The following is a 23,707-nucleotide window of genomic DNA, read 5'->3' as shown; positions in this document are numbered from 1 at the left end:
CGCCCGCTACTGGGCGGTGCCGGGTTGGGTCGCAGGCGCGGCAGGTGCCGTCGCAGGCGCGGCGGGGGCCGTCGCAGGCGCGGCAGGAGCCGGACCGGGCTTGCTGCCCGGATCGCGGAAGTAGCGGAAGAACTCGGACTCGGGCGAGAGCACCATCGTCGTTCCGGTGTTGTCCAGCGCCGTGCCATAGGCGTTCATCGAGCGATAGAAGTCGAAGAAGGAGGGATCGCGCTTATAGGCATCCGCGAAGGTCGCGCTGCGCTGCGCCTCGCCCTCGCCGCGCAGGATTTCCGATTCCTTCTGCGCCTCGGCGACGATCTCGACGACCTCGCGGTCGGCCCGCGCCCTTATGCGCTGCGCCGCCTCGTTACCGCGCGCCCTCAGGCGCTCGGCTTCCGCCAGGCGCTCGGCCTTCATGCGGTCATAGGTCTGCTGCGAGACCTCGGCCGTCAGGTCCGTCCGGCGGATGCGCACATCCTCGATGTCGAGGCCAAGCGAGGTCGCGTCGGGGCGAAGCTGATCGCGCACCTCGCGCATCATATTGCCGCGCTCCTCGGAGAGCGCGGCCTCGAAGTCGCGCAGGCCGTAGACACGGCGCAGCGCCGCGTCGAGACGCGTCCTCAGGCGGGCTTCGGCCAGTTCCACCTGACCGGACACAGCCGCACGGAACGTACGCGGATCCGAGATGCGGTAGGCGATGAAAGCATCGACCTCGTAGAACTTGCCGCCAGAGACCTGGACGCGGATGTTGTCGAGGTCGAAGCGCATCACGCGCTTCTCGACCATCTGCACGCTGTCGGCATCGAAGAAGGCGAACGGCGCCTTGAAGTAGATGCCGGGCTCGTTCTTGACGTCGATGATCTCGCCGAACCTAAGCACGATCGCCTGCTGGCCGGCATTGACCACGAACACCGAGGAATAGAGCAGGAACAGGAGGACAGCCGCGATGACGGCGATGATGGGAAGACGGTTGGCCATCACTGGTTACCTCCGGTCGTGGCGAGCGGCGACGGCGGCGCTTTCGGCTGCAAAGCCGGCAGCGGCAGGTAAGGCAGCACGCCTTGACCGTTGCCAGGCTCGACGACGACCTTGTTCGAGTCCTTCAGGATCCTCTCCATGGTTTCGAGATAAAGGCGCTTGCGCGTGACGTCGGGTGCCTTGGCGTATTCGTTGTAGACGGAGATGAAGCGCTGCGCCTCGCCTTCCGCCTCCTGAACGACCCGGTTCTTGTAGGCCGCCGCATCTTCGCGGATCTGCGCCGCCTGGCCGCGTGCCTGGCCGAGCTTCTGGTTGGAGTATTGGTTGGCCTGCTCGACGAACTTGTCCTCGTCCTGCTCGGCGCGCTGCACCTCGTCGAACGCGTCGGCCACCTCGCGCGGGGGCGCCGCGTCCTCGATCGAGACCGCGTTGACCTGGAGGCCGGTCTTGTAGCCGTCGAGCGTGCCCTGGATGATCTCGCGCACCCCGGTGGCGATGCCTTGGCGATCATCGCGGAAAATATCCTGGGCCGGGCGCCGGCCGACAACTTCGCGCATAGCGCTCTCGGCGACCTGCGCCAGCATGCCGTCGGGATCGGAGACGTCGAACAGGTAGGCTTTGGGATCCGAGACCTGGTAGGCCACCGAGAACTGCACGTTGACGATGTTCTGGTCGCCGGAGAGCATCAGCCCGGAGCCGCTGCTCGCGCCACCGCCGATGCTGACCAGTTGCTCGGAAATCTTGGCCGTCTCGACCGTTTCGATCGGCCACCAGTGGAAATGCAGGCCAGGCTGCGAGAGCTCAGCCTTCGGCTGGCCGAAACGCAACTCGACGGCGACCTCGTCGGGCTGCACGGTATAGATCGCCTTGAAGGCCCACAGCACGACGAGCGCCAGAGCAATGAGCCCGAGCACCGCCGGGCTGGCGCCGCCGCCGCCCGGAAGCGCGCGCCGCAGCCTGTCCTGACCACGGCGGATGATGTCCTCGAGATCGGGCGGGGAGCCCTGCGGTCCGCTTGGCCCTTTCGGTCCCTGCCCCCAGGGTCCCTGATTGCCGCCGCCGCCCCACGGGCCGCCGCCGCCGCTCTTGTCGTTCCAGGGCATGAATGTCCTTTCGCTTCGGTTCCCTCAGGCCTTGCGGCGCAATCCTAACGCAAGACCCAGAAAACCCATATCGGTTTTCGAAAAGGAATCATGCGCCAAAATCAAAGTATTACGGCGACCTTTTGTACGTCCGGTTGGAACGCGGACCGCTGCAACACCGTTCTTCTATAGGGACGCCTTGACCCGCTTTCAACGCGATGGGTCATCGTCCCCGTGCGATTTGGATCGGTAGCGACCCTTTGTCGTCGTCAACGATCGTCGCGTCGGCGCTCGTAAACCGTATAACGTGTGGCGTGGCTGTCTTTCTCGCCGGCGGGGAAATCCTCGGCGCTGACGACTTGCCAGACGCTCGGGTCGATCGGAGGGAAATGCGCGTCGCCATCGACGCTGGCCAGCACATGCGTCACATGCAGCCGGTCGGCCAGCGGCAAGGCCTGGGCATAGATCTCGCCGCCGCCGACCACGCAGATCTCCTCGGCGCCCGCCATGCAGCGGCCGCGCACCTTGGCCAGCGCGATCGCGTCGTCAAGCGAGTGGGCCACCTCGATGCCGTCGGCGCGCCAGGCCTTGTCGCGCGTCACCACGATATTGAGCCGGCCGGGCAGCGGCCGGCCGATGCCCTCATAGGTCTTGCGGCCCATGATGATCGGCTTGCCCATCGTGTCGGCCTTGAAGCGCTTGAGATCGGTGGAAAGCCGCCACGGCAGGCCGCCCTCGCGGCCGATCACGCCGTTTTCGGCAATGGCGACAAAGATCGCAATATCCATCAGCCGCCGTTCCCGCCATTGTCGGACGGCTCGAGCAGCAGGATGTCGATGTCGCGCTCGGGATAAAAATCCTTCGCGGTGATCTCGAACGTCGTCGGCCCGACCTTTTTGACATTGTCGCCGCAGAAGGAGACGAGGTTTTTGGGGCTGCTCTTGTCGATGGTCAGCTTGAAATTGCCGATGGTGCCGGATGCCCAGTTGCCGCCCGTAGTGAGGATATAGGCGATCCGGCTCTCGTAATATTTCGGATAGCCGTCGGGATTTTCCTTCGCGGCCTTGCGCACCGCGTTGTCGAACGCGCCGTCCATGCAATAGCGGGTCTTGTAGGCACTGTATTGCGGATCCTGGAACTGGCCCTCGGAAAAAAAGCTGACCGAGGAGGTGCCGCCGACGCTTGGCTTATAGCGATGCGAGACACGAACTTCCTTGTTGGCCGGGAAAGTCGAACGCCACCAATAGGTCGAGCGCAATTGCCAGAACGGCACATAGGCGGTCTGCATGCCTGAACCGTCATCGGCCGTATCCTCGATGATGATGCCGCGATCTTCCCAGTCCTTGGTGACATCCTTGGGCAGCTTCGCCAGCGCCGCCTTGGCGGCATCGCCGAACGGATAGAGCGGCACGTTTTGAGCCTTGAGGTCGGCGGTGATGTCGATGCCCAGCGCAAACGCCCTCTGCTCGAGCTGAGGCTTCGCGTCGACGCCGTCGATCGTCACCTCGAAGCCGAGGAAATTGTCGCTCTGCGCCTCCGGGATCGCCGGCATCTCGTTGGGATCGCCCTCGATGTCCGGCATCGGGAAGGCGACGATGGAGCTCACATCCTTGTCGGTGTTGTTGCGGAAGACATAGTCGACCGTCACCTTCTCCGGCGAGATGAAAAGATCCTCGCTCTGCATGGCAACGGCATCGCTGCGCGACAGGATAAGCCCGCCGGTGCCGAGCTCGGCGACGGAATCATTGGCGAAGGCCGGAGCGGCGACGACCGCCAGCGCTGCGGTCAGTACTATGCGTAACATGGACCCCTCCTCTGCGCGCCGCTATACCGGAACCAGCCGGATGCGCATTTCCATCTAGCCGTTTCAAGCTAGCGTTTCAAAGCCCTTCGTCACCGACTACGGGTACTTCTGGACACCGCGCCGCCGATCAGGCAGGAGATCGCCATGCGCAAGCTTCTCGTCATCGGCATCGGCGCCGGCAATCCCGACCACATGACGGTCCAGGCCATCGACGGCCTGAACCGCGCCGACGTGCTGTTCATCCCCGACAAGGGAGCGAAGAAGAACGATCTCGCCGATCTGCGCCGGCAGATCTGCGACCGCTTCGTCACCAACCCGAAATCGCGCCGCGTCGAGTTCGATGTGCCGGTTCGGGCCGAGCCGACGTCGTCCTATCGCGTCACAGTCGACGACTGGCACGAGGCGATAGCAGAGATCTACGAAGCCCTGATCCGCGACGAGCTTGCCGAAGACGGCTGCGGCGCCTTCCTGATCTGGGGCGACCCGTCGCTCTATGACAGCGCGCTGCGCATCCTCGAACGCGTTCGCCTGAGAGGCGATGTCGGCTTCGAGCTCGAAGTCATCCCCGGCATCACTGCGATCCAGGCGCTGGCCGCTGCCCACGCGACCGCGCTCAACCGCATCGGCGATTCGATCCTGGTCACCACGGGCCGCCGGCTGACGGAGGAAGGACTGCCTGCCAATGCCGGCTCGACGGTCGTCATGCTCGACGGCAAATGCGCCTTCAACACGCTTGCCGACAAGGACGTCCTCATCCAGTGGGGCGCCTATCTCGGCACGCCCGATGAGATCGTCATTTCCGGACGCCTGGGCGATGTCGGCGCCGAGATCGAGAAGGTGCGCGAGGAAGCCCGGCGGAAAAAGGGCTGGATCATGGATACTTATTTGCTGAGAAAAGCGGAGTGAGTAGCGAGTAGTCAGTAGTGAATGGTGAATGGTGAATGGTGAATGGAAAACTGAGAGAGCACCGAAGCTTGTGATACCCCCTATTCACTATTCACTATTCACTATTCACTATTCACTATTCACCATTCACTACCCCGCATCGATCTCCGCCTGCAGAGCCTGCATATGCACGGCCGCTGCCGATGAAGCCGCCCGCTCTATGGCCCGGAAGCGGCTGACCACCGCCAGACCCACCGACGTCAGCTGCGCGCCGCCGCCCTTCTTCCCGCCGGTCTGTGCGGCGACCAGCGGCTTGCCGAAAACGCGGTTCATGTCCTCGACCAGATCCCAGGCATGCTTGTAGGACATCTCCATGCCGCGCGCCGCGGCCGAGATCGAGCCGAAGGCGGCGATCTGTTCCAGCAATTCGATCTTGCCCGGGCCGATCCGGCCGTCGGGGTCGAGGTTTATCCGCAAGCTCAGCGATGGCATGACTTGTCCTCCGCGGTCACGTCGACACTAACCCTTCTCCTGCAATATCGCTATTCCAAATCAACATAGCGACATGGCGCTTTCGTCAACCGTCAGCCTCGGCCGGCAGCCCGGCCCCGGTCGTCGCGTTGTCGAAGCTCACCGTCTTGATCACCGCGAAGACCTGCTGGCCGAGCGCCAGGCGAAGGGTGTGTTTGGACTGTTCGGTGATCCGCGCCAGCACGATCGCGCCATTGCAGTCGATGGCGATTTCCACAGTCGGCCCGATGCCCGGCCTGACGGCGGTGATCGTTCCCGCCAGAATGTTGAGCGCGCTGAGACCCGCCGGCCGCTCGGTCGCGATCATGACATCGCGGGCGCGGATGCGAATGCGCACCGGAGCGCCCGCTGCCATCGCCAGTTTCGGCACCCGGATTTCTCCGGCCGGCGAGCCCAGCACCGTCATGCCGAAGGCCTCGTCGTGGCGCAGAACCTTGGTGTCGAGCACTGCCCCGCCCTCACCGCGCTCCTCCGCCGGCAACAGGTCGAGCCGCTGCATGATCGCCTCGGTCGGGCCGGCGGCCGCCACCTTGCCTTGCGCAAGCACCACGACGTCGCTTGCCAGCCGCGCCACCTCGGCGACGGAATGGCTGACATAGACGACCGGGATCTTCGTCTCGTCACGCAGCCTTTCGATGTAGGGCAGGATCTCGGCCTTGCGCGCCTCGTCCAGCGAGGCGAGCGGCTCGTCCATCAGAAGCAGTTTCGGGCTGGCAAGCAGGGCACGGCCGATGGCGACGCGCTGCTTTTCGCCGCCCGACAGTTTCGCCGGCCGCCGGTCGAGCAGATGACTGATGCCGAGCAGATCGACCACCGCGTCCATCTTGGCGTAGCGCTCGGAGGACGGCGTGAACCAGCGGCCGTAACGCAGATTGCCGGCGACGCTTATATGCGGGAACAGCCGCGCATCCTGGAACACCATGCCGATCCGCCGCTTGTGCATCCGCACGAAGATCCGCGCTTCGGTGTCGACCAGCACGCGCCCGTCGACGGCGATGCGGCCCTTGTCTGGGCGGAGCAGGCCCGCGATCAGGTTGATCAGCGTCGACTTGCCCGAACCGGACGGCCCGAACAGCGCCGTCAGCCGGCCCGCGCTCTCGAAACGCGCTTCCACGGCAAAGTCGCCGAAGCGATGGCGGATGTCGACCGAGAGCGTCATTCGATGTCCATCCGCCGGCCGACGCGGCGCGCCAGCACTTCCGAGGCGACGAGCGCGACCATCGAGATGACGATCGAGATCAGCGTCAGCCTGAGCGCGCCTTCGTCGCCGCCGGGCACTTGCGTGAAGGTGTATATCGCCGAAGGCAGAGTCTGCGTTTCGTTGGGGATGTTGGAAACGAAGGTGATGGTGGCGCCGAACTCGCCCATCGCCTTGGCGAAGGAGAGGATCGCGCCGGCGATCAGGCCGGGCAGGATCAGCGGCAGCGTGATGGTGACGAACACCCAGAGTGGATTGGCGCCGAGCGTGCCGGCGGCGGCCTCGATTCTACGGTCGACAGCCTCGATCGACAGCCGGATCGCGCGCACCATCAGCGGAAAGCCCATCACGCCGCAGGCCAATGCCGCGCCCGTCCAGCGGAACGAAAAGACGATGCCGAAATGCTCGGCAAGGAAGACGCCGGCCGGCCCGCGCCGGCCGAAACTGAGCAAGAGCAGGTAGCCGGTCACCACCGGCGGCAGGATCAGCGGCAGATGCACCAGCCCATTGAGCAGGGTCTTGCCCCAAAAGCGCCCCCTCGCGAGCAGCAGCGCAAGCAGGATGCCGGGCGGCAGGCTGGCGATCATCGCCACCGTCGCCACCTTGATCGACAGCCGGACCGCATTCCATTCGTCGGGAGTGAGGTCCAGCAGCCAGTTCATGTCAGTGTTTGCGCGATCTCTCTTAGTTGCTCGGCGCGAGCGACGTGAAACCCTGCTCCTTGAAGAGTTCGGCGGCCTTGGCCGACTCGACGCATTTCAGGAAGGCAGCCGTATCCTTGTCCTTCGAATCGGTGGTCTGGGCAATCGGGTAGATGATCGGCGGATGCGAATCTTCCGGGAAGGTACCAACCACCTTGACGCCCTTGTCCGCATGCGCGTCGGTGGCATAAACGATGCCCAGCGGCGCCTCGCCGGTCGACACAAGCTTCAGTGCTGCACGTACATTCTCGGCCTGCGCGACCTTGCCCTCGACCGACGACCAGACGCCCAGCGATTCCAGCGCCGCCTTGCCGTATTTGCCGGCCGGCACGGCCTTGAAATCGCCCATGGCAAGCTTGCCGTCGCCGACCAGCTTGGCGAGGTCGAAGCCTTTCTCGACCTTGGTCTCGACCGTGGAATCCTTCGGCGCCACGAGCACGATCTGGTTGCCGAGCAGCTTCACTTCGGTATCCGGCTTGGTCAGCTTCTTGTCGGAGAGATATTTCATCCAGTCGAGGTCGGCTGACACGAACACATCGGCAGGCGCGCCGCCTTCGATCTGCTTGGCCAGCGCCGAGCTCGCCGCATAGGAGATGGTGGCGGCTTCACCGACTTCCGGCTCGCAGGCCTTGTTGACCGCGTCGAGCGCGTCCTTGAGGCTTGCCGCGGCAAACACGACGACCTTGTCGTCGGCACTTGCCGCCGTCACCGCCGCCATCAGCATTGCCGTGAAACCTCCAATAGCGATCGCCTTCAACCCGAAACCCGTGCCCGTCATGAAGTCTCTCCCTGGTATCAAAATCCGTTCGGCTCGAAGCCTCAGACCGATATATCCGGATGAACATAACAAGGAAAGGCTTTTCGCCTGTCGTGGCATTGTGTGGGCCGGCATGGTCCCGGTCTACGATAAATCGGAAACAGCGCTGCTCAAGGAGAGACGCATGAAGATCAGCGCCGCCGCTGATGTCGATCCTGACACATGCGAGGTGGTCGCTCCCTTGACGATCTCGGTGACCTTACCCTTCAGGATATTGCGGGCGATCACCGATGAGGCGGTCGCCGACCTTGCGCTCGAGAAAGTCAAGCAGGCCTATGCGGTGATCAAGGCCTCGGATGTCATGGTCGGGATCGACTAAGCGAGTTAAACCGCGATCGGCGCCTTGATATTCGCGTCCGCGAAATAATTCTCGAGGCGGAAATCCTCGAAACGGAAGGCGAACAGGTCCTTCACCTCCGGATTGATCCACATCGTCGGCAGAGCCTTGGGCGTGCGCCGCATCTGCTCGCGCGCCTGCTCGAAATGATTCGAATAAAGATGCGCGTCGCCCAGCGTATGGACGAAATCGCCGGGCTTCAGCCCGGTCACCTGCGCCACCATCATGGTGAGCAGGGCATAGGAAGCGATGTTGAACGGCACGCCGAGAAAGATGTCGGCCGAGCGCTGGTAAAGCTGGCAGGAGAGCCGGCCTTCGGAAACATAGAACTGGAACAGGCAGTGGCAGGGCGGCAGCGCCATCGCCTCGACCTCGGCCGGATTCCAGGCCGAGACGATCAGCCGGCGCGAGTTGGGATTCCGGCGAATCTCCTTCAAAAGGCCCACGATCTGGTCGATCTCGCCGCCATGTCCGTCCGGCCACGAGCGCCACTGCTTGCCATAGACCGGGCCGAGATCGCCATTCTCGTCGGCCCATTCGTCCCAGATGGTGACGCCGTTGTCGTTGAGATATTTGATGTTGGTGTCGCCGGCCAGGAACCACAGAAGCTCGTGGATGATCGACTTCAGATGCAACTTCTTGGTGGTCGTGACCGGAAAGCCGCGCGAAAGGTCGAAGCGCATCTGGTAGCCGAACACCGAGCGCGTGCCGGTGCCGGTACGGTCGCCGCGGTCGACGCCGTTCTCCAGCACATGCTTCAACAGGTCGAGATATTGGCGCATCGGCTCCGCCTCGATTCGGGTTGCAGCCAATCATACCCGACCGACAGCCGGTCGAACACCGCAAAGCGGCCGCGGATGCGGGTCGCATCCAAAAGCCCACGGTGCCGGCACGATTTAGTGCCGGCCGCCGGGTGGCCAGAACTCAGAGAGAGCCGAGTTTGCCGAGATCCTTGGCAACCAGGTAATAGAAGGTCACGCGGCTTTTGGTGTTGTCTGCCTGCATGGCCTTGCAGGTCTTCTCGATCGAGGCATTCGCCTTTGCGGCATCGGCGACGCCGAGCTTCTTGCCGATCCAATTCTCGCGAACGCGATCGAGTTCCTTCGGGTCGGTGCAGGACACCAGCGAGGAATCGCGGTTCCGGAGCGCAATGCCCAGATGCTTGACGATCTTATCGACCGCGTCGGCGCTGGCGCCGGCATCGTATTTCTTCACATCCGCAAGATAGTCGGCCATCAAACTTCCCCTCGTCGGCGCCACGGATCCGGTCGATGAGGGTTGTGGCGCGCCGCGCAACCTTTGCGCTAGGTCAGAGACTCCTCACCGGGAGCGAGATTTGATTGAGTGGACGCGCAAGTCAACCCTTGGCTGCACAGTTTGGCATAACCGGATAAGCGCCGGTTTGGCCTTTCTTTTTCCCTCATCGCTCCCTATATTCGCTTCGTCGGCTTGACCGACTATGGCGATAAACAGGCGATGAAATAAGCCGTTCGGACCCGGGGGCGGTACCCGGCGCCTCCACCAAAAACCGCTCTGGCTGACGGAGCGGCTTTTGCTGGGGGCGAAATAGGATCGACGAAGGTGTAAAGATCGTACTTTTGCCCGGCATTGTACCACCGTCATCGGGCTAAACTTATAGTTGCCAACGACAACTATGCGGAAGCTCGTCTCGCTGCTTAATGCGGCGCGAACGCTTCAAATCAAGTCCTAGCGGTTCGCACTTCTAGGCGGGGTTCGGAGGTACCTGGCAACAGAAACCTCCACCTTCCCCCCTTTTGCTTTTTCCCAATCAACCGAACGGCCAAGGCTCGTCCGGCGCTTGATGCGCGGCACGGCCTTGCCGCTCACCATCCATGGACAAACGATGCAAAACGATTGCGACCGATTCTTCGTCCTGACCGGCGGCCCGGATGTGAAAAAGGCCGGGCGGGCCCGGCCTTTTTCAATGCTTTGATCCGCCTTATTCCGCCGGCGCTTCGACCGCCTCACGCGCGCGGCCGAGCGTCAGCTTGGCCAGTGTGAACGAGATCACCGCGCAAAGCGTGATGCCGGCCACCATCGGCAGCGGCGTGCCGTCGAAGAAGATGCCGGCGACGCCCATGGCAAGCGCGCCGATGGCGAAATGCAGCGTGCCCATCAGCGCCGAGGCGGTGCCTGCAATCTCGCCATGCTCTTCCATCGCCAGCACCGACGTTGTCGGGATGACGAGGCCGAGGAAGCCGTAGCCGACGAAGAGCAGCGCCGCCATCACGTCGAGCCGGTCGACGCCCGAAGCCATGATGGCGAACAGCGCCACCATCACCGTGGCATAGCCGGTGACCGCCACCCAGACGACGCGCTTCAACCCGAAGCGGTCGGCCAAGAGCCCCGTCAGCTGCGACATGCCAATGAAGGCGACCGCGTTGATCGAGAAGAACACGCTGTAGACCGACGGCGACAGGCCGTAATGGTCGATCAGGATGAAGGACGAGCTCGACAGATAGACGAAGAAGCTCGCAATGCCGAAGCCTGCGATCGCCACAAGGCCGAGGAAATTGCGGTCTCCCATCAGATAGCGGTAGCCGGCAAGCGCCGTGCCGAAGGACGACCCGGCGCGCTCCTCGACCGGCCGCGTCTCCTTGAGCGAGGTGGCAAGCAGGATGGTGGCCAAGGCAGCCGCGCCCGTGACGGTCCAGAACACGGCGCGCCAGCCGAAGCTTTCGATGATCTGGCTGCCGGTCAGCGGCGCCAGGATCGGCGACACCGAGAACACCAGCATCAGCAGCGACATAAGCTTGGCAGCCTCGTTGCCGGTGTGCAGGTCGCGTACGATGGCGCGCGGCACGGCCATGCCGGCGCTGGCGCCGAGGCCCTGCAGGAAGCGGAAGGCGATCAGCCACTCGATGTTGGGCGCCATCGCCGAACCGACACCGCCGACCATGAACAGCGCGAGGCCGGCATAAAGCGGCAGCTTGCGGCCGACCATGTCGGAGATCGGCCCGACGACGATCTGCCCAAAGCCCATCGACAGGAAGAAGATCAACAGGCTCATCTGCACGGCGGCGGTGCCGGCATGCAGGTCCTGGCCGATCGAAGGCAGCGCGGGAAGATACATGTCGATCGCGAACGGGCCGATCGCGGACAACAAACCGAGCACGACCGCGATGCGGAGGAATTTGGGACTCATGATAAGGCTCTTTTCGGATCTGGTTGCCGCCGCGAAATACCGGCGTCTGAACCCAGGACGTTCCATCCCGCAGAAACCCGACATCTGAGAACGAGTTTGTTCGTCTCATAAGAACGAACACATCCGTTTCCGCAGCGCGGACTTCCCTTTGTTGTGTCCACAAATTTAGACAGTCTTGTCCAATTCGTCAATCACAGCTATATAGATTTTCATGAAGCACGGCGTTTCTCCTGACACTTTCCCGCCACGCAGCCATGAGGCTAAGCGCGTGTCGGTGGTGGATGCCGCCGCTTCTGTTTTTTGTCGGGAAGGCTATGCCGGCGCCAATATCGACCTGATCGCAGCCGAGGCCGGCGTCTCGCGCCAGACCGTCTACAACCATCACGGCGACAAGGAAAACCTCTTCGTCGCCGTCGTGCGCGACCTGACGGAGCGCTGCAATGCAGGCATATTCGCCACCATCGCCACCTTCCCCGACCAGCCCACGGACCTGGAAGCGGACCTGATCGCCTTCGCGGTGCGCATGAACCGCAACTGCATCTGCAACCGCGACGGCCGTTTCCTGCGCAAGCTGATCCAGGCCGAAGGCGAGCGTTATCCGGAACTGTTTGCCGAATGGCGCGAACAGGGCCCCGGCCGCACCTGGTCGGCGCTTGCCGCCCGCTTCGCCCGGCTTGCCTTCGCCGGCCATCTGTCGATCGGCGATCCCGACGTCGCCGCGCGTCAGTTCCTCGCCCTCGTCAACGCCGAGCTTCAGATCGCCTTCATGCTGGGCGGCACGCCGACCGAGGAAGAGGTGCTGCGCTCCGCCACCAACGGCGTGCGGACCTTCCTCAGCGCCTTCGCCAGGAAGAAGTCGCCAGCCGGCAAACAGGCGGCGCTCGTTCACGCCTGAGCGATCAAATCGTTGACACCCCCTCTTGGCCTCACGGCTTTGCGCCTATATGCGGTTTACGCCGCGCTCAAGCTTGATTACAGCTATGCGGACGATTCAACGGAACCCGACCATCACATGGCCGACGACCACATCCGCTACGACATTCTGGCCCAGGAGGCCCTGCGCGGCGTCATGCGCAAGGTCCTGGCCGAGGTCGCGCGCACTGGCCTTCCGGGCAATCATCATTTCTTCATCACCTTCCTGACCGGCGCGCCGGGCGTGCGCATCTCGTCGAGGCTGCGCGAGCGCTATCCGGAGCAGATGACCATCGTCATCCAGTTCCAGTATTGGGACCTCAAGGTGACCGATGCCGGCTTCGAGGTCGGGCTTTCCTTCTCCGACGTGCCGGAAAAGCTCGAGATCCCCTTCTCCGCCGTGCGCGGCTTCTACGATCCGTCGGTGAATTTCGAGCTCGAATTCGACGTCAAGACGGAAAGCGCCGAAGACGAGGCTGCCGCTCCGGCGCCCGAACCGATCGCCGTCGTTCCTGAGAAGAAGGCGGAAACGAAGAAGAAGGCCGCCGAGACCGAAAAGAAGCCGGCGGTCGCCGATACCGGCGGCAAGGGCGCCGACGTCGTCTCGCTCGACGCCTTCCGCAAGAAGTAGTCCGGCGCCATGGGCGAGGTCGTCAATCTCCGCCAGGCCCGCAAGCAGAAAGCGCGCAGCGAGAAAGAACGTCAGGCGGGCGAAAACCGCGCGCTACATGGCCGGACCAAAGCCGAGCGCGAGCGCGACCGGCTGACATCGGAGAAATCCGAAAAATTCGTGGCCGGCCATCGCCGGGAAAAACCCGACGACCCGGGCAAGCGCTGAGCACCTGCGATGGCCGCGGTCGAAAAACGTTCGGTAACGATCCGCGGTCACCGCACCAGCTTTTCCCTGGAACAGCCCTTCTACGACGACCTCATCGCCATCGCCGCGCAGCGTTCGCTGTCGCTTGCGGCCCTGGTCGCCGAGATCGACGAGACCCGCACGCGCGACGCCAACCTGTCGTCGGCGCTGCGGCTCTATGTGCTGGCTTGGGCGAAGCGCGGCGGCAGCCTGACTTAGAGCGTTCACCGTTTCGCGGAAACGGCGAACCACTTTATCTGAAGCTCAGCCGCCGTCGAGCGATTTCAACAGATTGTCGATCGTGAACGGGTTGGCCTTCGGCTTTACTGGCGCCGGGGTCGAACCGTCATTGACGCCGGGCAGCGACCCGTCGACCTTCCTCGTTTGCTCGGCCGCCTTGCGGGCGGCTTCCAGCTTCGCCTGCTCCGCCTTCTTGCGATCGGCCTCTGCCTGCGCCTTGGCCGCCTCGTCCGCGGCCCGCTGCTCGGCCTCGGCCTTCGCCTGCGCATCGGCCTGGGCTTTAGCGTCCGCCTCGGCCTGCGCCTTGGCATCGGCTTCCGCCTTCGCTCGCGCTTCTTCGTCGGCCTTGGCTTTTGCCTCGGCTTCCGCCTGTGCCTGCGCTTCCGCTTCGGCTTTCGCCCTGGCTTCCGCCTCCGCCTTCTGACGCGCCTCTTCCTCCTGCCGGCGCAACTCCTCGGCCGCCCTGTCGCGCTCCGTCTGCAGCGCCGCGTAATAGCGCACTTCGCGCCGCAGCCGCTGCTTCTCCAGCAGCGCCGCTTGCATCGCCTCGACTCGCTGCTGCTCCTTCTCCAGCGCGCGCTGTGTCAGGAACTGCACCAGCGGACCGCTGTCGAACTGAAGCGCGGACGCTCCGAGCGGGCCGGCCAGGCTGAAATTGACGGCCGGCTCCGAACCGACCAAAGCCTCGTCGCCGGGACGATAGGTCAATGTCCCCTTTGCCGTGACGGTGCTCGTGTTGAGATCGGCGGTCACGTCGGCGGACAAGGTCGCGCCGGGACTGTCGAGGCTGATCGGCGGCGCCCGCAATGTACCGTTGGCGACGGTGAAGGCCACATCCGTGTCGCCGGCGGCGAAGCTGCCCTGCCCGGCGATCTGCGGCGCGAACTCCGCCGTCTTGGCCGCGTCGATGTCGCGCCCGATCGCATCGGCCTTGGCGATGATGGCGGCGAAGCCATCCGGATTGATGCCGTCCACCTTCAATCCCTTCAGCGCCGCGGTGCCGGATCCGGACAGAGCGGCAATCGTGGCGTCGACCGACTTGCCGCTGGTCGACAGCGCCGCCGACAGGTCGCCGCTGCCGCCGATGCCGGCGCCTGGCAGCACGGCGGAGAGATCGCCGCCGGCAAGCCGCATCTGGCCGGAGAACAGGCCGGTGCCTTCCGTGTTCTTCAAGTCGAACAGGCCGGTCAGATCGCCGCCATAGAGCTTCGCCTTGAGGTCGGAGACGTGGATGCCTTCGCGATCGAGCTTCAGCGAGAATGAGGCGTCATGGGCGGTGGCGAAGGGCCCGACTGCCAGCGCCGACGTATTGAGATCGAGGTCCGCGTTGAACGGCAGCGTCGACTTCTGGCTGAACGGCGTCGTCGGCCATCCGCCCTTGGCGGGCGCGAAGGACTGGTCTCCGAACAGCGAGACCACCAGCGGATCGAGGTCGAGCTCGTCAAGCGCCAGCGCCCCGGCAAGATGCGGCAGCCCATCCTTGCCATCGATGTTGATGTCTCCGGACACCGCCGCCTTGTTGATCGAACCGGTGAGACCGCTCAGCACCAGAAGCCCGTTGCCGAAATCGGCATCGGCGGCCAGCGACGCCGACGTCCCGGTTCCCATGCCGGGCAGGCCGACGCCCGTCGTCATCAGCCACGGCTCAATGTCGGCGGCGTCGAGATTGACCTTACCCTTGGCGGTGGCGCCTTGCGCCGTATCGGCGACGGTTCCGTCGAAGCTTGCCCTGAAATCGTCGGCGGTCAGGTTGAAGCTGGTCGCGAGACCGCCGGCGATCGAGCCCTTCGCCGAGACGTCTGTGTTGGCATGGCCGAGCATGCCGAGCGGCAGGGCCGGCAGGCCGTAAAGCGCAAGCAGCGTCGTGGCATTGTCGTTGCGGGCGTTGAAAGTGATCGACACCGGCGCCTCGGTGAGCTTGTCCGCGCTTCCCTTGCCGGAAAGCGACGCCGAGAAGGCCGAGCCGCCGGCATTGCCCTGGGCCGAAAGGGCCAGGCCCGTCGTGCCGTCGCCATTGTCGGCGGCGCTGGTCAACAGATCAATGCGAGCATCCTGGAACAGCTCTGGATAGGCCGCGGCGCGGCTGGCCAGGCCCTTGAGCACGGCATTGTCGGGATAATGCTCGGCCGCGACATCGATCAGCGGCTTCAGGTCCACCGCAACGATGGAGGCGTTGAGCTTGCCGGTCGGGCTTTCTGGAAAATCCTTGACCCGCCCCGTGGCGCTGATCGAGGCGCCGGCAAGGCCGCCGATCGACAGCCGGTCGATCTCGAGCAGGCCCTCGCGCAGCCGCAGCGCCGTGTCGACCGTATCGGCGCTGAGCCCGGCGGCGCTGACCGGGCCCGCCTTGATCTGGAAATCGAGATCGCGATCGGAAAAACGGTTGGCGCCCTTGTCGCTGATGAAGATCGAGGCGAAGGCCGCGAGCCCGTCGAGATCCATCTCACCGCCGGTGAGCCGCATCAGCACCGACGGCTTGGCGCCGTCCGGCTGGCTGGAATCGATGCTGCCGGAAAATTTCGCCTTGCCGAGGATGAGCTCGAGATCGCTGAAGGACTGCCGGTTCTCGCTGAGATCGACCTTGGCCTTGAAGCCTGCGGCGGGCAGCCGGCGGATGGCCTCGTCGACATCCTTCGACAGCCAGGCGGCAAAGCCGGAAGGCTGCCCGACGGCGAGCAGCAACGAGCCGGTGAAGCCGAAATGGTCCTCGACGCTCAACAAGCCTTCGGCTTCGAGCGTCGTGCGGCCCGGCAGCGTCGCGGCAAGCGACTTGACCGACCAGCCGCCTTCGACCGGCTCGGCCGACAGCCGCACGTCGCGCACCGTCGTGTCGCCCGCCACCACCGCCGGCAGCCTGACTTCGAGCGTGCCCGGTATCGTCGGCTTCGGCATGTGCTGCAGCGTCTGCTCGAGGGCCGCGATGCGCTGGTCGAGCGTGAAGCCCGCTCCGGCAGCCCCGCCGACAGCCTCGTCGAACTGGACCTGCGCGCCGCTCGCCTCGACGGCGAAATGCGGCTTCAGGCCGAGATCGACAGAGGCCTTGCCGTCTGCGGTATAGGGATTGTCGAGCGGCCCGGTCTCGAAGCGGAACTCTTCGACATTGAGCTTTTGGTGGTCGAGCGCGAACTTGCCGTTCAGCCGGAAGCCCGGATCGGGCTTGCCGGTGCTGATCTTGACCGGTTCGCCGTCCGTGCCGCGCAGCTCGGCCGAGTTCTTGTCCGCGCCCGAGATCTTGAACTGTCCGGAATAGACCGCCGCGCCCTTGACGATGCCGGCATTGCCGTCGGCTTCGATGATCAGCGGATAGGCATCGGGATCGGCTTTCAGCCTGAGCCGCATCTGGCCGTCCGGCTCCACCTTCCCGGTCGAAGCCGAGACGTCGGTGCGCAGGCCATCGAAGCGCAGCGTGCCGTCCATGCGCCATGGACCGGTGAGCGCTTTGGCGGAAATCGTCGAGTTGATCTCCGAGATCAGGTGTCGGCGTCCGCCGGCGGCGTGGCGCAGTTCGATCTGCCCCTCGGTTATGGTCAACTTTTCGATGGCGATCTGGCCGGGATCGAACGGGCTCGACGGCCGGAGCGCCCAATCGACCGTGCCGTTACCGGCAACGTCGATGGTCGCCCTGGGATGCACCAGCCGCATGTCGAAGATCAGCACCTCGCCGCGCAGGAAGGGCGCAAGCTCCGCATCCATGGAGAAGGTCTCGGCTGTCATCGCCGGCTGGCCATCCGGCCCGCCCGCGACCTCGACATTCGAGAAGGTCACCGACGGAAACGGCAACAGCCGCGCCGTCGCATCGCCCCTCACCGTCACCTTACGGCCGAGGATGGCGCTCGCCTCATGCTCGAAATCGCCCCGGTAACCCGTCCAGTCGATGAAATACGGCACCACCAGCGCCGCGCACAGCACCAGCACGAACAGGCCACCGAAGATCACGAACAGGCGGGCGAGCATCTGTTTCCCAGGTTGAAAGTCAGCCGCACTCTACCCGCATCCGCGTGTCGATAAAGAGGCAATTCCATCGGCGGCGGGCGCAGTCCCGGGCAATGTCAGCTGTTGCACGACCGCTTGCGGTCGCGGTATCTTTTTTCCAACCACCCCTGCCCCCAGCGGTCATGTCCCGGCCGCCCCATCTCAATTCAACATGGAGCGTTCCCGATGTCAGGCAAGAACTGGGATAGAGTGCCGATCGACGCGCAGAGCGTCGACGCTCCACTGTCGACGGCCGCGATTTTCCTCGTCGTCACGGTCGGGAGCGACCAGGCCTCGCTTTCGACCGCTGCCTCGGTGCTGAGCGAGCTGGACGATCTCGTCAAGAATGTCGGCTTCCGCGACCTGTCGGGCCGGCTGTCCTGCATCGCCGGCATCGGCGCCGGACTCTGGAACCGTCTGTCGCCGAACCGGCGCCCGCGCGAATTGAAACCCTTCGCGCCGATCGAGGGCGCGGCTCATTCGGCGCCCTCGACCCCGGGTGATCTCCTGTTCCACATCCGCGCCGAGCGGCCCGACATGTGCTTCGAGCTCGAGCGCATCCTGCTCAACAGCCTGGGTGGCAGCGTGACGGTCGTCGACGAGGTATCCGGCTTTCGCTATTTCGACGCGCGCGACCTGCTCGGCTTCGTCGACGGCACCGCCAATCCGACCGGCCTCGACCTGCCCGCCTCTGCTTTGGTCGGCGACGAGGACGGCGACTTTGCCGGCGGCAGTTACGTCGTCGTGCAGAAATACCTGCACGACATGGCGGCCTGGAAAGAGACGCCGACCCATGTCCAGGAAGAGATCATCGGCCGCACCAAGATCGACAACATCGAGATCGATGACGACGACAAGCCGCGCAAGTCGCACAAGTCCTTGGCCACCATCGAGGACGACGCCGGCAACGAATATGACATCCTGCGCGACAACATGCCGTTCGGTCGCCCCGGGCAGAACGAGTTCGGCACCTATTTCATCGGCTACACGCGATATCTCTGGGTGATCGAGAAGATGCTGCAGCGCATGTATGTCGGCGAGCCGCCGGGCGCCTATGACAGGCTGCTCGACTTCTCGATCCCGCATACCGGCACGACCTTCTTCGCGCCGACGCGGCCGATGCTGCAGAAGCTGGTCGAAGGGGCGGCGGAATAGACCTGCGCGGCGCGTTACCCCGCCGCCGGCAAGATCTTGCCTGGGTTCATGATGTTGAGCGGATCGAGCGCCTGCTTGATCGTGCGCATGACATCGACGCCATGGCCGAGCTCATGGCGCAGGAAGCCGACCTTGCCCTGGCCGATGCCGTGCTCGCCGGTGCAGGTTCCTTCCATGGCGATGGCGCGCATGTTGAGTCTGGCGACGAATTTTTCCGCAAGCGCGATCTCGGCCGGGTTGTCGACATCCATCAGCACCAGCACATGGAAATTGCCGTCGCCGGCATGGCCGACGATCGGCGCGATGAGGCCCATCTCGGCGATGTCGGCCTCGGTTTCGGTGACGCATTCGGCAAGCCGCGAGATCGGCACGCAGACATCGGTCGACAAGCCCTTGGCGCCGGGACGCAGCGTCAGCGACGACCAGTAAGCGTCGTGCCGCGCCTTCCAGAGCTTTGTCCGCTCCTCCGCAACGCTGGTCCACAGGAACGGCCCGCCGCCATTCTCCTCGGCGATCATGCCGAAGGTCTCGGCCTGCTCGGCAACGCCGGCGTCGCTGCCGTGGAATTCGACGAACAGGCACGGGCTTTCCGGATAGTCGAGCTTGGAATAATTCTTCATCGCCCGCATCTGCAGCGCGTTGACCAGCTCGATGCGCGCCACGGGAATGCCCATCTGGATCGTCGCGATCACCGTATTGCAGGCGGCTTCCAGGCTCGGAAACGGACAGACGCCGCCGGAGATCGCCTGCGGAATGCCTTGCAATCTCAGCGTCAGCGAGGTGATGATGCCGAGCGTGCCTTCCGAGCCGACCAGAAGCCGCGTCAGGTCGTAGCCGGCCGAGCTTTTCTTCGGCCGCTTGCCGGTCGTCACCGTCTCGCCGTCGGCCATGACGGCGGTCAGCGACAGCACGTTCTCGCGCATCGTGCCGTAGCGCACCGCGTTGGTGCCGGACGCCCTGGTCGCCGCCATGCCGCCCAGCGAGGCATTGGCGCCCGGATCGATCGGGAAGAACAGGCCGGTGTCGCGCAGGTGCCGGTTGAGGTCCTCGCGCGTTACCCCCGGCTCGACCGTGCAATCGAGGTCCTGTGGATTGACCGACAGTATCCGGTTCATGCGCGACGTATCGATGGAAATACCGCCGCCCGGCGCATTGGTGTGGCCCTCCAGCGAGGAGCCGACGCCGAAGGCGATCACCGGCACGCGGTGAGCGGCGCAGGTGCGCACGATCTCCTGCACCTCCTCGGTCGTCTCGACGAAGGCGACGCCGTCAGGCGCCTGGGTCGGGATATAGGTGGTGGTGTGCGCGTGCTGGCCGCGGATCGCCTCGCCGGTCTGGAAACGTTCGCCGAGGCGCTGCTTGAGGATGCCGAGCACCGCGGCGATGCCTTCCTCGTTGCGTTCGACGGGATTGAGGTCGCTCAAAGCCATGGATTCCTCCGCGAATGGACCAGCGGCCACTCTTGTAAAGCAGCTAGGGATGATGCCTAAAGCAATTCCAGGAAAAGTGTGAAGCGGTTTTCGGTCTGGAATTGCGCCAGAACAACGAGACCTCACCAGCCACGCCCTGTCCAGCGACGATCGAGGAAACCAAGATGACCATCCCCGCCCCCTTCATCTCCGACCCGATGGCCATCGAGAAGGACTGGATCGACTATAACGGCCATCTCAACATGGCCTATTACAATGTCCTGTTCGACCGCTGTTCGGATGTGGCCTTCGAGATGATGGGCATGGGGCCGAACTACGCAAAGGATCGGCGCCTCACCATCTACACGGCGGAAGTCCATGTCTGCTATGTTCAGGAGCTGCATCTCGACCACAAGGTGAAGGTCTCGTTCCAGCTCATCGACCACGATGAGAAGCGGCTCAGAGCCTATCAGGAAATCCGCCATGTCGACGGCTGGTTGGCGGCGACCTCCGAGCAGCTTGCGCTGCATGTCGACATGGCCGGACCGCGGGTCGCGCCCTTCCCCGCCGACGTGATGGCCAAGGTGGACGCCATGCGCGCCGCCCATGCCGCGCTGCCAATGCCGGAACGCGCCGGCCGCTCGATCGGCATCAAACGCAAGAGCGCTTGAAGCACCTCACCGCCGGCGTTAACCTTACCAAGGTTTTAACGTGAACAACCCGCTTGAGTCCGTTGAACGACTCAGTGGCGCGTTTGAAAACCGCCGTACCGGGTTTGCGCGCGGGCGGCTGGCGGAATGCGGTGCGAGGACAGTGCATGAAAACCGACATCAAGGTCGAGGTGGAGCGCTTGGCGGCCGATCCACGCATCACCGACTATGATTTCTGGCGATCGCTGAAGAACGTCAACAACGAGATCTTCCACATCGCCAACAACAACGAGCCGATCCCGTTCGACATGATCCGCTGGCGCGCGATCCTGACCCAGGCGCGCATGCGGCGCGGCCACGCCTGATTCGTCCCCTCCGCCCATCATCCTTACCCCGTCACTTCTGCCTGAACCCACCCAGCGGCGAACGCGGCTCCACCGGTGACGACTGGATGATGGCCGTGTTGGTCATCGCATAGGGAATGATCCGGTCGATCACGCGTTCGAGTTCGCTGACCGAGCCCACATGCGCCAGCGCGATGAAACAGTCCTCTCCTGTCACGCGGTCGCATTGGGCGATTTCCGGCAGGTCGCGAATAATGTCCGCCACCACCGAAAGCTGCCCCGGCACCGGCCTGATCCTCAGCCAGGCCGACAGTTTCAGCCCGAGCGCGGCCGGATTGATCCTGACCGTATAGGCCTCGATCACGCCGTTCTCCTGCAGCTTGCGGATGCGCTCCGCCACGCTCGGCGCCGACAGCCCGACCGCGCGCGCCAATTCCGCGGTGCTGATGCGTGCATCCGTTTCCAGGAGCCGCAGGATCTTCAGGTCCACGGCGTCCAGGCCGGGACTTTCATTTCGAAGGTTTTTCAATTTCTTTATCTTCCATTGGAAGTTAGAAAATCAAAGAGGCCGCTGATCACACATATAAACCGTGCATTTCGCCTGCGATAATGCGCGCATGATCAACCAAATGCAAACTTCCGCTGCAAGCCACGCCACCAGCAGAACCGACGCCCCGCGCCCTATCCTTGCCCTCGGCGGATTGGCCAATGCGCTGCCGCCACATGTCTGGTTCTGCGTCAGCGCCGTGTTCCACTATCTGGGACCGGCTTTCGCGGTGCTGCTTTTCGATCAGGTCGGCGTGCTCGGCATGGCTTGGCTGCGCATCGCCACCGCCGCTCCCATCTTCGCCCCTTTGACCAGGCCCTGGCGCGTCTTCGCGCGCGCCGACCGCGCTCAGCGACTGCTGTTGCTGGCCTTCGGCGCCTGCCTTGCGGTGATGAACTGCTCGTTCTATCTGGCGCTCGATCGCCTGCCGATCTCTCTGGTGGCGGCGATCGAGTTCGTCGGCACGATCGGGGTCGCGCTGGTCGGCCTGCGCAGCCCGCGCAACTTTGCCGCGCTGGCTGTCGCCGTGATCGGCACTTTGCTGCTCATCGACGTCAAATGGTCGAGTGATCCGCTTGGCCTGTTCTGGGCTTTTCTCAACGGCGCCCTGTTCGTCGGCTATATCGTGATCGGCCACCGCATTGCCCAGACCGGCATCGGCATTGCCGGCCTCGGCGCCGCCATGGCGGTCGCATTCTTCATCGTGCTGCCGATCGGCTTCCGCGAGGCGCTGCCCGCCTTCTCGTCGCCGCAACTGCTTGTCGCGGCGATCGGAGTCGGCGTCTGCTCCTCGGTCATCCCCTATATCTGCGACCAGCTCGCCATGGCGAGGCTGCCGCGCGCGAGCTTCGCGCTGATGCTGTCGCTTCTTCCGCTCACGGCAACATTGATCGGGATCATCGTGCTGCGCCAGGTGCCGAGCGCCACCGACTGTATCGGCATTGCGCTGGTCATCGTCGGCGTCGCTTTCCACAAACCGGCACTGGAATAGTCCATCGACGTTGCCATTGAGGCGTGTCGTTTGCAGGCCTGCCTCACCTGAATATCGGCACGCCTCAGGCAAGCTTCTCCTTCAGGAAAGCGACCGTCCGGCCCCAGGCGAGGTCGGCGGCTTTCTTGTCATAGCGCGCGGCCGAGGTGTCGTTGTTGAAGGCGTGGTTGGCGCCCTCATAGACATAGACCTTGTATTCGACATGCGCGGCGTCGAGCGCTTTCTTGTAGGCATCGATGCCGGCATTGGTCCGGCTGTCGAGACCGGCATAGTGAAGGAGCAGCGGCGCCTTGATCTTCGCAGCATCCTCAGCCTTTGGCTGCATGCCGTAGTAGGCGACGCCGGCGCCGAGATCGGGCGCATGGACGGCGAGCTGGTTCACCGCGCCGCCGCCCCAGCAGAAACCGACCGCCCCGACCTTGCCGTTACCATCCTTGAGGCTCTTGAGATAGGCGACCGTCGCCACGCCGTCCGCCGCGACCTGGGCGGCATCGAGCTTGGTGAACATGTCGCGCGCCTTGTCCTCGTCGGACGGCGTGCCGCCAAGCGGCGACAGGAAGTCCGGCGCCAGCGCCACGAATCCCTCCAGCGCCACGCGTCGGGCGACATCGCGGATATGCGGGTTGAGACCTCTGTTTTCGTGGATCACGATGACGGCGCCGAGCTTGCCCGACTGATCGGCCGGCTTGACCAGGTAGGCTTTCATCTCGCCGCTCGAGCCGGGATAGATGATGTCCTCGCCCTTAACGCGGCTATCATTCTCGGCGACGACCGCCGCCTTTGCGGAATTGGCCGCCAGCATCGGGGCGATCGCGGCCGCCGCGGCGCCCGAGCCCGCCAGCCTCGTCAACTGCTCCATGAAGCGGCGCCGGTCGAGCGTCAGATGCGTGTATTCGTCATAGGCGTCGATCATCGCCTGCGTGATGACGGGCTTGGCAACGGGCTCGGTCATGGCTTTCCTCGACGAGAACTGGGAGACGATTGGCAGAGTGATCCGCAAGATAGGGTAGGGATTCAAGCGGTCCAGTCACGTCCGGATGACGATCAAGAGAGCCGCAGCTCGCCCATCACATTTTGGTCATTTCCGAAAGCCTTGATGATGCTGTCACATTAGGAAGGAAAAGCTGCTGGC

25 protein-coding genes and 1 other RNA gene are annotated in these 23,707 nt (G+C 64.1%); 11 read left to right on the top strand and 15 right to left on the bottom strand.

What is annotated here, in order from left to right; genetic code table 11:
- Nucleotides 1–6: 6 nt before the first annotated feature.
- The 4 genes from EN862_RS06185 to EN862_RS06170 form a co-directional block, all read right to left on the bottom strand.
- A complete protein-coding gene (locus EN862_RS06185) occupies nt 7–978 on the bottom strand; it encodes a protease modulator HflC (RefSeq protein ID WP_127863280.1) in 972 nt (323 codons plus the stop codon).
- The gene (hflK, locus tag EN862_RS06180) at nt 978–2,081 is read right to left on the bottom strand and encodes an FtsH protease activity modulator HflK (RefSeq protein ID WP_127863279.1); all 1,104 of its coding nucleotides are present in this window, start codon (nt 2,079–2,081) and stop codon (nt 978–980) included. Before hflK ends, EN862_RS06185 begins: the two co-directional genes overlap by 1 nt.
- Before the next feature lie 248 nt (nt 2,082–2,329).
- Nucleotides 2,330–2,848 (bottom strand): dihydrofolate reductase, encoded by a 519-nt coding sequence (locus EN862_RS06175; RefSeq protein WP_127863278.1) that lies wholly within the window; start codon nt 2,846–2,848, stop codon nt 2,330–2,332.
- Nucleotides 2,848–3,864: a DUF4424 domain-containing protein gene (locus tag EN862_RS06170; protein ID WP_127863277.1), complete on the bottom strand. Its 1,017-nt coding sequence runs from the start codon at nt 3,862–3,864 to the stop codon at nt 2,848–2,850. The genes EN862_RS06175 and EN862_RS06170 overlap by 1 nt, the downstream gene beginning before the upstream one ends.
- A gap of 144 nt (nt 3,865–4,008) precedes the next feature.
- On the opposite strand from EN862_RS06170, the gene cobF reads away from it, so the two are divergent.
- Nucleotides 4,009–4,770: a precorrin-6A synthase (deacetylating) gene (gene cobF / locus EN862_RS06165; protein ID WP_127863276.1), complete on the top strand. Its 762-nt coding sequence runs from the start codon at nt 4,009–4,011 to the stop codon at nt 4,768–4,770.
- A 129-nt stretch (nt 4,771–4,899) separates the two neighbouring features.
- Here cobF and EN862_RS06160 read toward each other — a convergent pair whose 3' ends face one another.
- The 4 genes from EN862_RS06160 to modA form a co-directional block, all read right to left on the bottom strand.
- A complete protein-coding gene (locus EN862_RS06160; protein ID WP_042644082.1) occupies nt 4,900–5,241 on the bottom strand; it encodes a winged helix-turn-helix domain-containing protein in 342 nt (113 codons plus the stop codon).
- An 85-nt stretch (nt 5,242–5,326) separates the two neighbouring features.
- Nucleotides 5,327–6,439 carry a molybdenum ABC transporter ATP-binding protein gene (gene modC / locus EN862_RS06155; RefSeq protein ID WP_127863275.1) on the bottom strand — a complete coding sequence of 371 codons (1,113 nt, stop codon included), beginning with the start codon at nt 6,437–6,439 and terminating at the stop codon, nt 5,327–5,329.
- A complete protein-coding gene (gene modB / locus EN862_RS06150; protein WP_127863274.1) occupies nt 6,436–7,140 on the bottom strand; it encodes a molybdate ABC transporter permease subunit in 705 nt (234 codons plus the stop codon). The genes modC and modB overlap by 4 nt, the downstream gene beginning before the upstream one ends.
- A 22-nt stretch (nt 7,141–7,162) precedes the next feature.
- Entirely contained in the window at nt 7,163–7,957 is a 795-nt protein-coding gene (gene modA, locus EN862_RS06145) for a molybdate ABC transporter substrate-binding protein (protein WP_127863273.1), read from the bottom strand.
- Nucleotides 7,958–8,120: 163 nt separating this feature from the next.
- Between modA and EN862_RS36765 the strand changes: the two genes are divergently transcribed.
- Nucleotides 8,121–8,315, top strand: coding sequence for a transporter (locus EN862_RS36765; protein WP_245519508.1), 195 nt, complete (start codon nt 8,121–8,123; stop codon nt 8,313–8,315).
- Between the two features lie 5 nt (nt 8,316–8,320).
- Here the strand turns inward: EN862_RS36765 and EN862_RS06135 are convergent, their stop codons facing one another.
- Nucleotides 8,321–9,115, bottom strand: a complete 795-nt coding sequence (locus EN862_RS06135) for a thymidylate synthase (protein WP_127863272.1) — start codon at nt 9,113–9,115, stop codon at nt 8,321–8,323.
- A 142-nt stretch (nt 9,116–9,257) separates the two neighbouring features.
- Nucleotides 9,258–9,569: a DUF2853 family protein gene (locus EN862_RS06130; RefSeq protein WP_040982174.1), complete on the bottom strand. Its 312-nt coding sequence runs from the start codon at nt 9,567–9,569 to the stop codon at nt 9,258–9,260.
- 168 nt (nt 9,570–9,737) lie between these two features.
- Here EN862_RS06130 and ssrA point away from each other — a divergent pair.
- Nucleotides 9,738–10,098: a transfer-messenger RNA gene (ssrA, locus tag EN862_RS06125) on the top strand.
- Between the two features lie 195 nt (nt 10,099–10,293).
- On the opposite strand, the gene EN862_RS06120 is transcribed toward ssrA, so the two are convergent.
- A complete protein-coding gene (locus EN862_RS06120; protein WP_127863271.1) occupies nt 10,294–11,499 on the bottom strand; it encodes a multidrug effflux MFS transporter in 1,206 nt (401 codons plus the stop codon).
- A gap of 211 nt (nt 11,500–11,710) precedes the next feature.
- Here EN862_RS06120 and EN862_RS06115 point away from each other — a divergent pair, with 211 nt between their 5' ends.
- From EN862_RS06115 to EN862_RS06100, 4 genes are all read left to right on the top strand, one after another.
- Complete coding sequence (locus EN862_RS06115) at nt 11,711–12,394, top strand: TetR/AcrR family transcriptional regulator (RefSeq protein ID WP_127863270.1); 684 nt, start codon at nt 11,711–11,713, stop codon at nt 12,392–12,394.
- Nucleotides 12,395–12,511: 117 nt separating this feature from the next.
- Nucleotides 12,512–13,042, top strand: a complete 531-nt coding sequence (locus EN862_RS06110; RefSeq protein WP_127863269.1) for an SspB family protein — start codon at nt 12,512–12,514, stop codon at nt 13,040–13,042.
- Nucleotides 13,043–13,051: 9 nt separating this feature from the next.
- Nucleotides 13,052–13,249 carry a DUF4169 family protein gene (locus EN862_RS06105; RefSeq protein ID WP_127863268.1) on the top strand — a complete coding sequence of 66 codons (198 nt, stop codon included), beginning with the start codon at nt 13,052–13,054 and terminating at the stop codon, nt 13,247–13,249.
- 9 nt (nt 13,250–13,258) lie between these two features.
- A complete protein-coding gene (locus EN862_RS06100; protein ID WP_095815611.1) occupies nt 13,259–13,486 on the top strand; it encodes a ribbon-helix-helix domain-containing protein in 228 nt (75 codons plus the stop codon).
- A gap of 45 nt (nt 13,487–13,531) precedes the next feature.
- On the opposite strand, the gene EN862_RS06095 is transcribed toward EN862_RS06100, so the two are convergent.
- Nucleotides 13,532–17,461, bottom strand: a complete 3,930-nt coding sequence (locus EN862_RS06095; RefSeq protein ID WP_127863267.1) for an AsmA family protein — start codon at nt 17,459–17,461, stop codon at nt 13,532–13,534.
- A 204-nt stretch (nt 17,462–17,665) separates the two neighbouring features.
- On the opposite strand from EN862_RS06095, the gene EN862_RS06090 reads away from it, so the two are divergent.
- Nucleotides 17,666–18,634, top strand: coding sequence for a Dyp-type peroxidase (locus tag EN862_RS06090; RefSeq protein WP_127863266.1), 969 nt, complete (start codon nt 17,666–17,668; stop codon nt 18,632–18,634).
- A gap of 14 nt (nt 18,635–18,648) precedes the next feature.
- Here EN862_RS06090 and EN862_RS06085 read toward each other — a convergent pair whose 3' ends face one another.
- The gene (locus EN862_RS06085; RefSeq protein ID WP_127863265.1) at nt 18,649–20,064 is read right to left on the bottom strand and encodes an FAD-linked oxidase C-terminal domain-containing protein; all 1,416 of its coding nucleotides are present in this window, start codon (nt 20,062–20,064) and stop codon (nt 18,649–18,651) included.
- Nucleotides 20,065–20,228: 164 nt separating this feature from the next.
- Here EN862_RS06085 and EN862_RS06080 point away from each other — a divergent pair, with 164 nt between their 5' ends.
- Together EN862_RS06080 and EN862_RS06075 are read left to right on the top strand one after the other, a co-directional pair.
- Nucleotides 20,229–20,714 (top strand): thioesterase family protein, encoded by a 486-nt coding sequence (locus EN862_RS06080; RefSeq protein WP_127863264.1) that lies wholly within the window; start codon nt 20,229–20,231, stop codon nt 20,712–20,714.
- Nucleotides 20,715–20,860: 146 nt separating this feature from the next.
- Nucleotides 20,861–21,058: a hypothetical protein gene (locus tag EN862_RS06075; protein WP_095815615.1), complete on the top strand. Its 198-nt coding sequence runs from the start codon at nt 20,861–20,863 to the stop codon at nt 21,056–21,058.
- Between the two features lie 31 nt (nt 21,059–21,089).
- Here EN862_RS06075 and EN862_RS06070 read toward each other — a convergent pair whose 3' ends face one another.
- Nucleotides 21,090–21,566 carry an Lrp/AsnC family transcriptional regulator gene (locus EN862_RS06070; protein WP_127863263.1) on the bottom strand — a complete coding sequence of 159 codons (477 nt, stop codon included), beginning with the start codon at nt 21,564–21,566 and terminating at the stop codon, nt 21,090–21,092.
- A 100-nt stretch (nt 21,567–21,666) separates the two neighbouring features.
- Between EN862_RS06070 and EN862_RS06065 the strand changes: the two genes are divergently transcribed.
- Nucleotides 21,667–22,575, top strand: a complete 909-nt coding sequence (locus tag EN862_RS06065; protein WP_245519507.1) for a DMT family transporter — start codon at nt 21,667–21,669, stop codon at nt 22,573–22,575.
- A 64-nt stretch (nt 22,576–22,639) separates the two neighbouring features.
- Here the strand turns inward: EN862_RS06065 and EN862_RS06060 are convergent, their stop codons facing one another.
- Entirely contained in the window at nt 22,640–23,527 is an 888-nt protein-coding gene (locus EN862_RS06060; RefSeq protein ID WP_127863261.1) for a dienelactone hydrolase family protein, read from the bottom strand.
- Nucleotides 23,528–23,707: the final 180 nt, after the last annotated feature.

This window comes from Mesorhizobium sp. M2E.F.Ca.ET.219.01.1.1 (genome assembly GCF_004016445.2).
In the GTDB taxonomy this organism is placed as follows: domain Bacteria; phylum Pseudomonadota; class Alphaproteobacteria; order Rhizobiales; family Rhizobiaceae; genus Mesorhizobium.
This window is presented reverse-complemented; position numbering and strand designations above follow the sequence as displayed.

What these genes read in the sequence shown, in the direction of transcription:
- EN862_RS06185 (WP_127863280.1), bottom strand. Translation starts at nt 978, where the DNA reads ATGGCCAACCGTCTTCCCATCATCGCCGTCATCGCGGCTGTCCTCCTG.
- hflK (WP_127863279.1), bottom strand. Translation starts at nt 2,081, where the DNA reads ATGCCCTGGAACGACAAGAGCGGCGGCGGCGGCCCGTGGGGCGGCGGC.
- EN862_RS06175 (WP_127863278.1), bottom strand. Translation starts at nt 2,848, where the DNA reads ATGGATATTGCGATCTTTGTCGCCATTGCCGAAAACGGCGTGATCGGC.
- EN862_RS06170 (WP_127863277.1), bottom strand. Translation starts at nt 3,864, where the DNA reads ATGTTACGCATAGTACTGACCGCAGCGCTGGCGGTCGTCGCCGCTCCG.
- cobF (WP_127863276.1), top strand. Translation starts at nt 4,009, where the DNA reads ATGCGCAAGCTTCTCGTCATCGGCATCGGCGCCGGCAATCCCGACCAC.
- EN862_RS06160 (WP_042644082.1), bottom strand. Translation starts at nt 5,241, where the DNA reads ATGCCATCGCTGAGCTTGCGGATAAACCTCGACCCCGACGGCCGGATC.
- modC (WP_127863275.1), bottom strand. Translation starts at nt 6,439, where the DNA reads ATGACGCTCTCGGTCGACATCCGCCATCGCTTCGGCGACTTTGCCGTG.
- modB (WP_127863274.1), bottom strand. Translation starts at nt 7,140, where the DNA reads ATGAACTGGCTGCTGGACCTCACTCCCGACGAATGGAATGCGGTCCGG.
- modA (WP_127863273.1), bottom strand. Translation starts at nt 7,957, where the DNA reads ATGACGGGCACGGGTTTCGGGTTGAAGGCGATCGCTATTGGAGGTTTC.
- EN862_RS36765 (WP_245519508.1), top strand. Translation starts at nt 8,121, where the DNA reads ATGAAGATCAGCGCCGCCGCTGATGTCGATCCTGACACATGCGAGGTG.
- EN862_RS06135 (WP_127863272.1), bottom strand. Translation starts at nt 9,115, where the DNA reads ATGCGCCAATATCTCGACCTGTTGAAGCATGTGCTGGAGAACGGCGTC.
- EN862_RS06130 (WP_040982174.1), bottom strand. Translation starts at nt 9,569, where the DNA reads ATGGCCGACTATCTTGCGGATGTGAAGAAATACGATGCCGGCGCCAGC.
- EN862_RS06120 (WP_127863271.1), bottom strand. Translation starts at nt 11,499, where the DNA reads ATGAGTCCCAAATTCCTCCGCATCGCGGTCGTGCTCGGTTTGTTGTCC.
- EN862_RS06115 (WP_127863270.1), top strand. Translation starts at nt 11,711, where the DNA reads ATGAAGCACGGCGTTTCTCCTGACACTTTCCCGCCACGCAGCCATGAG.
- EN862_RS06110 (WP_127863269.1), top strand. Translation starts at nt 12,512, where the DNA reads ATGGCCGACGACCACATCCGCTACGACATTCTGGCCCAGGAGGCCCTG.
- EN862_RS06105 (WP_127863268.1), top strand. Translation starts at nt 13,052, where the DNA reads ATGGGCGAGGTCGTCAATCTCCGCCAGGCCCGCAAGCAGAAAGCGCGC.
- EN862_RS06100 (WP_095815611.1), top strand. Translation starts at nt 13,259, where the DNA reads ATGGCCGCGGTCGAAAAACGTTCGGTAACGATCCGCGGTCACCGCACC.
- EN862_RS06095 (WP_127863267.1), bottom strand. Translation starts at nt 17,461, where the DNA reads ATGCTCGCCCGCCTGTTCGTGATCTTCGGTGGCCTGTTCGTGCTGGTG.
- EN862_RS06090 (WP_127863266.1), top strand. Translation starts at nt 17,666, where the DNA reads ATGTCAGGCAAGAACTGGGATAGAGTGCCGATCGACGCGCAGAGCGTC.
- EN862_RS06085 (WP_127863265.1), bottom strand. Translation starts at nt 20,064, where the DNA reads ATGGCTTTGAGCGACCTCAATCCCGTCGAACGCAACGAGGAAGGCATC.
- EN862_RS06080 (WP_127863264.1), top strand. Translation starts at nt 20,229, where the DNA reads ATGACCATCCCCGCCCCCTTCATCTCCGACCCGATGGCCATCGAGAAG.
- EN862_RS06075 (WP_095815615.1), top strand. Translation starts at nt 20,861, where the DNA reads ATGAAAACCGACATCAAGGTCGAGGTGGAGCGCTTGGCGGCCGATCCA.
- EN862_RS06065 (WP_245519507.1), top strand. Translation starts at nt 21,667, where the DNA reads ATGCAAACTTCCGCTGCAAGCCACGCCACCAGCAGAACCGACGCCCCG.
- EN862_RS06060 (WP_127863261.1), bottom strand. Translation starts at nt 23,527, where the DNA reads ATGACCGAGCCCGTTGCCAAGCCCGTCATCACGCAGGCGATGATCGAC.